The sequence below is a fragment of the Providencia sp. PROV061 genome, assembly GCF_011045655.1.
Lineage (GTDB): Bacteria > Pseudomonadota > Gammaproteobacteria > Enterobacterales > Enterobacteriaceae > Providencia > Providencia hangzhouensis.
Window position 1 is genome coordinate 1,275,676 of record NZ_CP042861.1, and the last position, 12,240, is coordinate 1,287,915.

Genomic DNA, 12,240 nt, shown 5'->3' on the forward strand with positions numbered 1-12,240 from the left:
ACAGGTTAAAGGAGCTAAATCGTTACAAGCTGTGTGTTTGTGAGATTTTTATCTGAAATTAATCTGAATTATGGAAGGAAAGACCCATACTTATTTTTAGGTAAGTATGGGTAAAATAAGAAAATAAATCTATTTTTTGCCAATATTTGGCAGCAATACTGTAAAAATCCCAAGTAAGGGTAAGAAAGCACAATAATGATAAACTTGTTCAATACTGGTCTGGTCTGCGATATGGCCTAAAACGGCAGCGCCAACGCCCCCCATGCCGAATGCTAACCCAAAGAACAACCCTGATACCATGCCGGTTTTACCAGGGATCAGCTCTTGTGCGTAGACTAAAATAGCCGAAAATGCAGAGGCTAAAATCATACCAATAATTACGGTAAGCACCCCAGTCCAATAAAGAGATGCATAGGGTAAAATTAAGGTAAATGGCGCAACTCCAAGGATTGAGAACCAAATAACGTATTTACGTCCTATTTTGTCACCTATTGGCCCACCAATCATAGTACCTGCGGCAACGGCAAATAAGAAAACAAACAAATGAATCTGAGCATTTTGTACAGAAACACCGAACTTATCGATCAAATAAAAGGTGTAATAGCTACTGATACTTGCCAAATAGAAATATTTTGAAAAAATCAGAATTAACAGTACTGCCAAAGAGCCAATAATTGTTTTTCGTGGTAGGACTTTAACATTCCCTGCACTGATCGGCTTTTTACTTGCTGCGCGGTGTTGTTGTTTGTACCAGCTACTGACTTGCAACAAGATAACAATTGCAAGCAGAGCAGCGAGCGAGAACCAGCCAATATTGCCTTTTCCGTAGGGTTCAATAATTAGTGCTGCAAGTAGTGGCCCAAGGGAGGCGCCCAAGTTGCCTCCGACTTGGAAAAATGATTGTGCCAGACCATGACGACCCCCTGAAGCCATACGAGCAACACGAGAAGATTCAGGATGGAAGACAGAAGAACCAGTTCCAACCAATGCTGCTGCAAGTAATATGGTCGGGAAGGTTTCTGCCATCGCTAACAAGATTAACCCCGTTAGCGTGAAGCTCATTCCTATTGGCAAGGAATAAGGTTGTGGATGTTTGTCCGTATAGTAGCCAATAATCGGTTGCAACAGTGATGCGGTAATCTGATAAGTAAGGGTAATCATCCCGATTTGGGCAAAACTCAATGAGAAATCAGATTGTAATAAAGGATAAATGGCTAAGATCAGTGACTGGATCATGTCATTGAGTAAATGAGAAACACTGATCGCAGTTAGGATACTAAAGACCGTTTTCCCTGTTTTATTTAATGGCTTTGACGGGCTTGGGTTGTTGGGGGTTGTGGTTTGCTCACTCATGTCATTATCAACTTTTTGTGTTACATAATTGTTATTAATATAACTGAAATACAATTTATTTAAATGAATAAATAAATCACGTGAATAACTAGTGCTCGTTAATTATTTGATGGCGATCTCATTTTTATGAAACGAATTTCTTATTCTGCAATAGGTATCAAATCCTGCTCATATTTTTATGCTATAAGACAGCAGGTAGTGACAAACTATAATCTAATATGACTGTATAAAAATTCCTATACCAGCAGGGAGAAATGTATGAAGTTTGCATTTAAGGCATGCGCATTAACGGTATCGTTAGCGTTAATACCCGCAACTATGGCAAATGCGTGGGAAAAAGACAAAACATACAATATTACCATTTTGCATACCAATGACCATCATGGCCACTTTTGGCACAACGACCACGGTGAATATGGTTTAGCAGCGCAAAAAACGGTAGTTGATGAAATTCGTGACGAAGTTGCTAAGCAAGGTGGCAGTGTTTTACTGCTCTCTGGTGGCGATATTAATACCGGTGTACCAGAGTCTGATTTACAAGATGCAGAACCTGATTTTAAAGGAATGAACTTAGTCGGTTACGATGCAATGGCATTAGGAAACCACGAGTTTGATAACCCACTTGAAACGCTGCGTCAGCAAGAAAAATGGGCAACTTTTCCGTTTTTATCCGCCAATATTTATCAAACCAGTACAGGTAAACGCCTTTTCAAACCTTACCAAATCTTTGATAAACAAGGTGTAAAAATTGCGGTTATGGGTTTAACCACTGATGACACCGTGCGTATTGGTAACCCTGCCAACTTCCCTGATGTCGAATTCCGTGTGCCTGCGGACGAAGCCAAAAAAGTGGTTGAAGAGCTCCGTGCGACAGAAAAACCAGACATTATCATCGCCGCAACCCATATGGGGCATTATGATGATGGCAACCATGGTTCGAATGCCCCAGGCGATGTAGAAATGGCACGCAGTTTACCTGCTGGTTATTTAGATATGATAGTGGGTGGTCACTCACAAGACCCTGTTTGTATGTCTCAAGAAAAGAAAAACTACAAACAGGAAGACTATGTACCCGGTACACCGTGTGCGCCAGATAACCAAAATGGAACTTGGATTGTGCAAGCCCATGAATGGGGTAAATATGTTGGCCGTGCGGATTTTGAATTTAAAAACGGTAAGTTTACCCTGAAGCACTACCAGTTAATCCCAATTAACTTGAAGAAAAAAGTCACAAAAGAAGATGGGACTAGCGAGCGAGTTTACTATACGCAAGAAATTGCTCATAACCCTGACATGATGAAATTACTGACACCTTATCAAGAAAAAGGTGACAAGCAATTGAGTGTTAAAGTGGGCTCTGTTGAAGGTAAACTTGAAGGTGATCGCAGTAAAGTGCGTTTTGTGCAAACCAATATGGGGCATCTTCTGTTAGCTGCACAAAAAGAACGCGCAGGGGCTGATTTCGCGATTATGAGCGGTGGCGGTGTTCGTGATTCCATTGAAAGTGGCGATATCACTTATAAAGATGTGCTTAAGGTTCAACCGTTTGCCAATGAGTTAGTTTATGTGGACTTCAAAGGTGATGAGGTTATCCCATACCTGACTGCGGTTGCGAATATGAAACCAGATGCAGGCGCGTATGGTCAGTTCTACAATGTGAATTTAACCCTGAATAAAGATGGCACGATTAGTGATGTCAAAATTGATGGGAAGCCTGTTGACCCGGCCAAAACGTATCGTATGGCAACGTTGAATTTTAATGCAATTGGTGGGGACGGTTACCCGAAAATTGACAACCACCCTAATTACGTTAATACCGGCTTTGTCGATGCGGAAGTGCTCAAAGGGTATATTGAAAAACACTCCCCGCTGAAAGCGGCAGACTATGAGCCAAAAGGTGAAATTATTTATAATAATAAATAATTAAATCATTATTACCTTGAAAGCCTCACTTTATTTCACAGTGGGGCTTTTTAGTTTAATACTATCCAATAATCCTCAATGCCATCAAAGTGTAATGCTATTTTCGTATTTCAGCGAAGGTTGCATTCAGCACTTTGGCGAGATCGGTAGGAGCAAGTTCAATATCTAGCCCACGTTTCCCACCTGAAACAAACATAGTGGCATATTGCTGAGCTTGGTCGTCAATTACTGTTGGTAAGCGTTTTTTTTGACCTAATGGGCTAATTCCCCCAAGCAAATATCCCGTTGTTTTTTGAGCGATTTGTGGGTCCGCCATTTCAACTTTTTTGACCTTAAACACTTTGGCAACCTGTTTTAAATCTAATTGCCCTGAAACAGGTGTTACGGCCACGGCTAACGTTTTTTGATCGCCATTGAGTGCGACTAACAAGGTTTTAAACACTTGCTTGGCATCTAACCCAAGTTTTTGTACTGCTTCATCACCAAAGTTACTTTCATTTGGGTCGTGGTCATAAGGATGTAAAGTGAAGGAAATTTTTTGTTTTTCGAGTAATTTAACGGCTGGGGTCATTTTGAGCCTTCTATTTATGACTTAGTTTCGCAAATATTCTACCAGACTATTTTCACCAAACAGGTGCAACGCACCAACGGCAACCACATAGTTACCATCAGGAAGTGACCTAAGTTGTTCGCTCCAATTCGCGTTTCGTTGCTTCATCAATACTTGGTAAATATCTTCGCTAAAGGTATTGGGTAAAGCGGTACGATTATTGGGTTGGTAGTCTAGCCACCAGCCTATCATCGTTTGTAGCGAGCGCGCGTTTTCACGCCAGTGTTTCAATGAGTCTTGTAATAACGCTAACCCATTATTAGGCAAAGAAAGCAGCAATTCAACTTGAGAGGCGGTTCCTTCTAGTTCAATAATTGGTTTGAGTTGTGATTGCGCATTACGGATAAGTTGGTAGTCAATACCGTAGTGGCCTCTAAGCCCGAGTTCTTGGGCTTGGGTTGCTTGCAAAATCAGGGCGATTTGCCATGAGGGTAAGGCATCAAAGCGTTCGGGGGATTGGCGGAGCTCTAAGCAATATTGTTGAAAAAGGTGATATTCATCAAGAGTGAGTCGTTGTTCGACAGGGAGAAGTTCGGTGGTATCGCTAGGAAATGGGGAGTGAGTTTCAGTGATATCCGCCTCAACGATCAAGGCATCTGCGAGATTAAGTTTATCTAATAATGTGGCAGACAAAGGAAACATATTTTCTGTTCCCATATGGATGCTACCCACAACGTGCAATTTAAGATTTTTTGATAGCCGAATATCAATGGCAGGGTAAGGGTAAGCCGGAGCGGTTTGCGTATGAAGCCAATTTTTTAAATTTTCGAACAGTTTACCCACGATTTCGTCCCTGTGTTATCTCTCATTTTATTAGGTTAAACAATCTAGCCGCAATTTGCGAATACTCATCGCGAATTGCGCATTTTTTAGCAGGTTGATGACATCGTGGAGGTGAAAAAATGCCCCTGTTAAAGGGGCATGGTAGGGTTAATTATTTTTACTGATACCTTTAAATACACTGAGTAACGTGAACAAACTAAAGGAACTAAACACCATTTCGATACCAATTAGGGTTGTCAGTAAGGTAATTGATGTAATTGGGCCATTACCGATAAGCAAATAGGCAATAAAGAAATCTAACAGCCCAATGATGATTTGTAACCAGCCACCCGCTGAGCTAATTTGTTGGAAGCCGACATACAGCCGAATGACCCCACCCACGATAAATAAAGCCGCCACTAAAATAGCCAAAGCTACCAAACTTTGTAACGGGTCTTTAATAAACGAGTAGCCGACAATGATATAGATAAGGCCAATAACAAAACCAAATAACCGAGACCAACCGGTATAGATCACGGTACTTAGAATGCTTACAATCGCGCCAACGCCCCCAATAATCAGGAGCACCCCAAGTACGGTACTAACGGCAATGCCTGAAATCATTGGGTTGATAATGCAAAAAATTCCACCAGCCAACAGTAAAATGGATAAGATCACCAAAAAGGTACGTTGCTTTTTAAACTCTTCGCCTGCAAGTTTGGCGAGTTTTTCACGATCAATATTAAGCATTTTGTACTCCAAATATTAAGTAACTAACTATTTATAAGTATAGGCTTAGCTTGATATTAATGACATAAAAAATAATGCGATTTTTACTTAGTAAGAAAATGAAGTATTGTGGTGACAAGGTTTCGATATGAACAGCATTCATCATTAAAAAGGGAGGAACTCATGTTCCTCCCTTTTTGGGTATTATTTCTCAGGTTTAAAGCGTAATAAGCGGTTTGCGTTACTGACCACGGTAATGGATGATAAAGCCATTGCTGCGCCTGCAACGACAGGGTTAAGTAAAGTCCCGGTAATTGGGTATAAAATACCCGCGGCAATTGGGATACCTAAGGTATTGTAAACAAAGGCCCCAAATAAGTTTTGCTTCATATTACGCAGTGTTCCTTTCGAAATAGACACTGCATCGGCTACACCATGTAAGCTTTGGCGCATCAGGGTAATCGATGCCGTTTCAATAGCGATATCACTGCCGCCGCCCATCGCAATACCTACATCAGCTCGGGCTAGAGCAGGGGCATCATTGATACCATCACCCACCATCGCAACTTTGTGGCCTTTAGCTTGTAAGGCTTCAATCGCGGCGGATTTACCGTCTGGCATGACGCCTGCTATTACCTCATCAATACCCGCTTCTTTGGCTATCGCATTGGCAGTTACTGGGTTATCCCCGGTTAACATGACTAATCGGAAACCTTGTTTATGTAACCGCGCCAGTGCGCTTATGCTATCTTCACGCAATGGGTCACGGATAGATAACAGCGCGGCAACTTTACCATCAACAGCCAGTAAAACAGGCGTTACGCCTTGAGTGGCTTGCTGGTGTAATGTTTCTTCAACGTCACGGGTATCAACATTATTTTGCGCTAACAGTTTTTGGTTACCTAACAAAATAGTTTGGCCGTTAATTATTGCACTAATACCTAACCCAGCTAAGGTTCTAAACTGCTCATTAGCGGGTAGTGTTAAGCCTTTTGCGCGATTTAAAACAGCGCGGGCAAGTGGGTGATTAGAGCCATTTTCCAATGAAGCGGCAAATTGTAAGGCGGTGTCTTGTTCGAACCCATTAAACACGTGGATATCCGTAACTTGAGGCATGCCTTCAGTCAATGTGCCTGTTTTATCAAAGACAATGGTATCTAACTCACTGGCTTGCTGTAATGCATCCGCATCCCGTACTAACACGCCAAACTCAGCCGCTCGGCCCACGCCAGAAATAATCGACATTGGTGTTGCAAGGCCAAGCGCACAAGGGCACGCAATAATTAACACGGTTGTGGTGATAACGAGTGCGTAAGTAATCTGTGGTGCAGGCCCAACAAAGTACCAAATTGCACCTGAAATTAAGGCGATAGCTACTACAATCGGCACAAAGACGGCAGAAATACGGTCAGCAAGCTGGCCAATTTGTGGTTTACTACTTTGTGCTTGGCGAACAAGGTGAATAATTCGAGCTAAAGTCGTTTGGCTACCGACAGCCGCGGCACGAAATAGCACGGTACCATCCTGTACCACAGTACCTGCATGGACTTGATCCCCTTTGCTTTTTTGCTGTGGGATTGGCTCACCCGTTAGCATGGCTTCGTCTAACCAAACCTCGCCTTCGATAATTTCACCATCAACAGGGACACGGTCACCAGTTGCTAAGCGTAAAACCATCCCTTTTTTGACTTGCTCCAGTGGCATATCCACTTCGCCTTGCTCTGTGACAACACGGGCAGTTGGCGGTGTTAGGTCTAGCAAGCGTTCAAGGGCTTTTGATGAACGTTGGCGAGCTCGCTGTTCTAGGGCATGACCAAGGTTAATAAGACCGATGATCATAGCACTGGCTTCATAATAAAGGTGGCGAGCTTGGTCTGGGAATAACTCAGGCCAAATATTCACCACAATCGAATAAAGCCAAGCCGCTCCTGTTCCTAACGCAACTAAGGTATCCATAGTGGCGCTGCCATTTTTCAGGCTTTGCCATGCATTACGATAAAAGTGCCCCCCTGCAAATACCATTACCGCAAGGGTTAATGCACCAATGGTGAGCCAAATGGTATGGTTTTGCTCAGTCAGCACCATGTTATCGCCCATCATCCCCCATACCATCACAGGGATACCAAGGGCAAGAGCTAATGCAGATTGCCAGCGGAAGCGGCGCATATTGGCTTGCGCGACTTCTTGTTGGCGCTCACGGCGTTTGGCTTCATCTTGAATGATCTCCGCGCCATAGCCTGCTTTGACAACCGCGTCGATTAAATCATTTGGTTCAGCAGTTCCGGTGACTAAAGCACTGCGCTCAGCTAAGTTGACTCGTGCATTTTCAACGCCCGGTACACTATTTAAGGCTTTCTGGACTTTGTTGACACAACTGGCACAGGTCATGCCATCGAGCAGTAACTGTATGCTGTCATCCATTGGGCTAATTTCAGGCTGTTCACCTAAATCAGACTCTTGTGCCGGGATCTCACAGATTGCCGCTGAATCAGCTTCCGGCTGTTCAGTTGTGGTACTCAGCGGCTCAGTTTTTGGGTGAGATTCATTCTCAGTGGCTTGGTAGCCAGCGGCTTGAACCGCAGCAATTAAGGCGTCTACGGAGGCCGTACCACGAACAACAGCGGTTTGGGTATCGACAGTTGCGCTTTCAACACCATCAACCGCTTCTAGCGCCTGCTGTGTTTTAGCGGCACATTTCATGCAAGTTAGACCCGAAAGGGCTAAAGTGATCGCTTTTGTTTGAGCCAGTTCTGCATTGTAGCCAGCTTGTTGAACGGCAGCGATTAACGTTTGCGCATCCGCAGTGCCATATACCTTGGCGCTAGTCGTATCGACAACAGCAGTGGCGACACCGTCAACCTCTTCGAGTGCTTTTTGTGTTTTACCCGCACATTTCATACAATTGAGGCCAGAAAGTTGTAATTCGATATCTGGGGTTGTAGCCACTTCAGCTTCATAACCTGCGTCAACGATGGTTTTAATTAAATCAGCCACATTGGCATCACTTTCCATCACGGCATAATCGATAGTGACTTTTAAGTTAGTGACATCACCGCGCCCTTCGAGCGCTTTAGTGACTGAGCCGACACAGTGCATGCAGCTTAGCCCCTGTAATTTTAAAATAATCATGTTACTCATTTTGCAGCCTCCAAAACCCGTTCGATGTATTGGGTCTATAACTTTATCTACAATTAGGTCTATAATTCGACAATGAACAAAGGTTACACCTTCCAGCAAGGTTAAGGTCAAGAGGAATTATGAATATTAGTGAAATTGCCAAAAAAACGGGCCTAACTGCAAAAGCTATTCGTTTTTATGAAGACAAAGGGCTAATTACACCGCCTGAAAGAGGGGAAAATAGCTACCGTTATTATCAGGAGCGTCATTTAAACGAACTCGTATTGCTTAAACAGGCAAAAGATGTGGGTTTTACCTTGGATGAATGTGGCGAGCTATTAGGTTTATTTCGTGATCCAACCAGACATAGTGCTGATGTAAAGACGACAACGATAGCTAAGATAAATGAAATAGAGCAGACAATTGTTAAATTGTCTGCCATTAGAGATACATTACAAGAGCTCGTGGACGTATGCCCTGGGGATGATGGTGCAGATTGCCCAATTATTGACCACTTGGCACGTGGGTGTTGTCATCATGCGAAGGCTTAACCTGCAAGGTGATGCCGTCTACTGCGATGACCACCACTTCTGTATTGGCACTTAATGGCGTGTCGCTATAGACACGCCAACTGCCATCTGCAAGGCGTACACGGCTAAATCCTTCTTCAGTATCTGACAACAAACGGCTTTTAACACCGATGAGTTGATGGCTAATTTGGTTGACGTTATCTGCCTTATTTTTTTGCTTATTCCTCAACCAGTTGCGCCATAACACAGCAGAGACAACGGTAAAAATGGCAAATAAAATCCCTTGCCACTCCCAACCGATAAATGGCAGTGCCCAAGCGATAACCCCAACAAGCACCGCAGCAATACCCGACCATAAAAGATAGCCTGCGGTACCAAGAAGTTCACCAATCAGCAATAGCCCACCAAGGCACAGCCAAAACCATGCGGGTTGAGCACTGATAAGCTCTATCATTCTTTTACCTGCTTTTTCATGGCACTGGTTTTCTTGCTTTCGCCGATTAGCTCAGTAATCCCACCAATTGCGCCCATTAAATTACTGGCTTCTAATGGCATCATGATGACTTTGCTGTTTTCGGCAGAACCAATACTGGTCAGTGCATCGGTGTATTTTTGCGCCACAAAGTAATTAATAGCCTGCATATCACCAGCGGCGATAGCTTCAGATACCATTCGTGTCGCTTTTGCTTCCGCTTCCGCGGCTCTTTCACGCGCTTCGGCTTGTAAAAATGCCGACTGGCGTTCCCCTTCGGCTTTGAGAATTTGTGACTGTTTTTCACCTTCAGCTTTTAAAATTGCCGCTTGGCGGATCCCCTCGGCCTCAAGAATATCGGCACGTTTAGTACGTTCAGCCTTCATCTGCGCATTCATCGCACTAATCAATTCTTTTGGTGGCTTCACATCACGAATTTCGATACGGGTAATTTTGACCCCCCAAGGGTTGGTTGCTTCATCCACCACGTGCAACAAGCGGCTATTAATGGAATCACGTTGTGACAACATTTCGTCTAGTTCCATGGAACCTAATACGGTACGAATATTTGTCATGGTTAAATTCAATACCGAAAGCTCAAGGTTGCTAACCTCATAGGCTGCACGTACTGGGTCAACGACTTGGATAAAGCAGACAGCATCAATAGTGACGTTGGCATTATCGCGAGAAATAACTTCTTGAGATGGGATATCAAGGACTTGTTCCATCATATTGATGCGACGGCCAATTTTGTCCATAAATGGGACAATAATATGTAAGCCGGGTTGCAACGTACGGGTATAGCGACCGAAGCGCTCAACGGTCCATTGAAAGCCTTGCGGTACTGTTTTAACACAGGTAAAAACAATAACGACAGCGACAAAAATGATAATCGGTATTGCACCAAAGGCGAACAAGTCCATATTTAACCCTTAATTAGTAAAGTAATGAATATACTTGGCGACGGTATTTACTGGCAATTGCATCACCGGTTCCCATTGCCGACATAATATCCATCATGGTTTTTCTTACTGCGCCGTCACCCGCACCCAAGTCGGTACGTAAAAAGCCGAATAACATTTCCAGCGCTTCTTCGTTGCGGTTCACCTCATGCAGTTTTAGGGCTAATTGAACCGCTAACGTTGTATTTTGTGGATCTTGATTGAATTCATCTTGTAATTGCTGAATTTCAGGGGTGTCCGCAGCTTGCTTCAATAATTCAATTTGTGCGATTAAACCTTGGTAACGACTGTCTTTATCCTGTAATGGGACAGCTTCTAAAGTAGCTTGTGCGTCATCAACGAGATTTAAACCGATTTGTGTTTCTGCCAATAATAACGTGATGTCGCTATTTTTGGGGTTCAACTGATGCGCTTCTTTTAACAATGGCAGCGCTTCTTGTGTTTTACCTTCTGCAATTAATTCAGCAGCTTGTGCTGCTTTCATTTCTTCTGGGCTTGGCAGCACACGAGATAAAATTTCCAACACCACCTCTTCTGGTTGTGGTCCTTCAAAGCCATCAACAGGGCGGCCATTTTGTAATACATACACAGTAGGGATCGCTTTTAAGCCAAACTGGCTTGCGATCATTTGTTCTTCATCACAATTAACTTTAGCTAAAATAAATGACCCTGCGTAGTCGTTGGCAATTTTTTCCAACATGGTACCGAAATCTTGGCAATGAGGGCTACGCGGTGACCAAAAGTAAAACATGACAGGTAAGTTCATTGATTGTTCAATGACTTGGTGTAGGTTGGTTTCGTTAATATCAATTATCTGAGCGTTAGCAAACATAAGAAGTCTCTTTTGAATTTGTTATCAATAGAATTTGTGAGCAATAGTAATAAAATGGGGCTGATTTTGCTTTTTTCAAGCTTTTTTCCCCTGATTTGCCAGTATTTTATCCATTATTTTGTCAGGTAAAATACGTTTTAAGATACGCACTGCGACGGTTAATAACGTGACAGAATAGCGTACTTTTGGGCGCGAGCTTTCTAACGCATGGATCAGTTTTTCTACCACATGTTCTGGTGTTAAGGTGAAACGTGAAGCAATACCTGGGTTTTTAACGGGTTTATCTTTTTGTGTTTGTTCAACATTTTGAGTAAAAGCCGTATGAATCGGGCCCGGTTCAATCAAGCTCACTTTCACCCCTGTTCCTGCCAATTCTAAGCGTAGTGCATCGGACCATGCTTCCAGTGCGTATTTGCTGGCAGCATAAGCGCCACGTCCGGGAGTTGAAATAACGCCCATCACTGAACTAGTCTGGATAATTCGCCCTTCATGGTGCGCTAGCATTGCAGGTAATAGCAAAAAAGTTAACTGATGAACACCAAAAAAGTTAGTGGAAAACTGGGCTTCAAGTTGTTCGCGGCTGACGCTATTTAATGGGCCATACACCCCAAAACCAGCGTTGTTGAATAATCCGAAAAGGCGGTGATTACAGAGTGTTAACACCGTTTGAGCCGCGGTTTCTATGCTATCCTTATTATCGAGGTCAAGGGAGACAGTGTCATAACCTAGCTCTTTTAGGCGTAAAATATCGCTTTCTTTACGGCAGGCAACAATAACATGGTAGCCACGCTGCCGAAGTGTCTGTGCAGCACAAAAGCCAATACCGCTTGATGCTCCTGTGACCAGGACTGATTTTTTGTTTCGTGCCGATGTTTGCATAACTTTACCTTGGTTTCATGCAACTGAATCTATTTCGGGTATAAAAGAGCGTTTTAGTACCCTTGTTTAAC

11 protein-coding genes are annotated in these 12,240 nt (G+C 43.3%); 2 read left to right on the plus strand and 9 right to left on the minus strand.

Features of this window, described 5'->3' with window-relative positions:
• Positions 1-129 precede the first annotated feature (129 nt).
• Positions 130-1,353, minus strand: coding sequence for an MFS transporter (locus FVA72_RS05655; RefSeq protein WP_004260347.1), 1,224 nt, complete (start codon positions 1,351-1,353; stop codon positions 130-132).
• Positions 1,354-1,611: 258 nt separating this feature from the next.
• On the opposite strand from FVA72_RS05655, the gene ushA reads away from it, so the two are divergent.
• The gene (gene ushA / locus FVA72_RS05660; protein WP_096863262.1) at positions 1,612-3,276 is read left to right on the plus strand and encodes a bifunctional UDP-sugar hydrolase/5'-nucleotidase UshA; all 1,665 of its coding nucleotides are present in this window, start codon (positions 1,612-1,614) and stop codon (positions 3,274-3,276) included.
• A gap of 97 nt (positions 3,277-3,373) precedes the next feature.
• Here the strand turns inward: ushA and ybaK are convergent, their stop codons facing one another.
• The 4 genes from ybaK to copA form a co-directional block, all read right to left on the minus strand.
• On the minus strand, positions 3,374-3,847 hold the full coding sequence (ybaK, locus tag FVA72_RS05665; protein ID WP_004260336.1) for a Cys-tRNA(Pro)/Cys-tRNA(Cys) deacylase YbaK: 474 nt from the start codon (positions 3,845-3,847) through the stop codon (positions 3,374-3,376).
• 21 nt (positions 3,848-3,868) lie between these two features.
• On the minus strand, positions 3,869-4,669 hold the full coding sequence (locus FVA72_RS05670) for a TraB/GumN family protein (RefSeq protein WP_110592243.1): 801 nt from the start codon (positions 4,667-4,669) through the stop codon (positions 3,869-3,871).
• Positions 4,670-4,816: 147 nt separating this feature from the next.
• Positions 4,817-5,398: an HdeD family acid-resistance protein gene (locus FVA72_RS05675; protein WP_004260329.1), complete on the minus strand. Its 582-nt coding sequence runs from the start codon at positions 5,396-5,398 to the stop codon at positions 4,817-4,819.
• Between the two features lie 183 nt (positions 5,399-5,581).
• Positions 5,582-8,515 carry a copper-exporting P-type ATPase CopA gene (copA, locus tag FVA72_RS05680; protein WP_110592242.1) on the minus strand — a complete coding sequence of 978 codons (2,934 nt, stop codon included), beginning with the start codon at positions 8,513-8,515 and terminating at the stop codon, positions 5,582-5,584.
• A 119-nt stretch (positions 8,516-8,634) separates the two neighbouring features.
• On the opposite strand from copA, the gene cueR reads away from it, so the two are divergent.
• Positions 8,635-9,045, plus strand: coding sequence for a Cu(I)-responsive transcriptional regulator (gene cueR / locus FVA72_RS05685; protein WP_096863259.1), 411 nt, complete (start codon positions 8,635-8,637; stop codon positions 9,043-9,045).
• On the opposite strand, the gene FVA72_RS05690 is transcribed toward cueR, so the two are convergent.
• The 4 genes from FVA72_RS05690 to FVA72_RS05705 all read right to left on the minus strand — a co-directional run bounded on the left by FVA72_RS05690 (position 8,999) and on the right by FVA72_RS05705 (position 12,169).
• Positions 8,999-9,478 (minus strand): NfeD family protein, encoded by a 480-nt coding sequence (locus tag FVA72_RS05690; protein ID WP_110592241.1) that lies wholly within the window; start codon positions 9,476-9,478, stop codon positions 8,999-9,001. The two genes, cueR and FVA72_RS05690, sit on opposite strands and share 47 nt — an antisense overlap.
• Positions 9,475-10,419 (minus strand): SPFH domain-containing protein, encoded by a 945-nt coding sequence (locus FVA72_RS05695; RefSeq protein WP_094960977.1) that lies wholly within the window; start codon positions 10,417-10,419, stop codon positions 9,475-9,477. Before FVA72_RS05695 ends, FVA72_RS05690 begins: the two co-directional genes overlap by 4 nt.
• Positions 10,420-10,432: 13 nt before the next feature.
• On the minus strand, positions 10,433-11,290 hold the full coding sequence (locus tag FVA72_RS05700) for a co-chaperone YbbN (protein ID WP_094960978.1): 858 nt from the start codon (positions 11,288-11,290) through the stop codon (positions 10,433-10,435).
• 75 nt (positions 11,291-11,365) lie between these two features.
• Positions 11,366-12,169: an SDR family oxidoreductase gene (locus FVA72_RS05705; protein WP_004260306.1), complete on the minus strand. Its 804-nt coding sequence runs from the start codon at positions 12,167-12,169 to the stop codon at positions 11,366-11,368.
• Positions 12,170-12,240 lie beyond the last annotated feature (71 nt).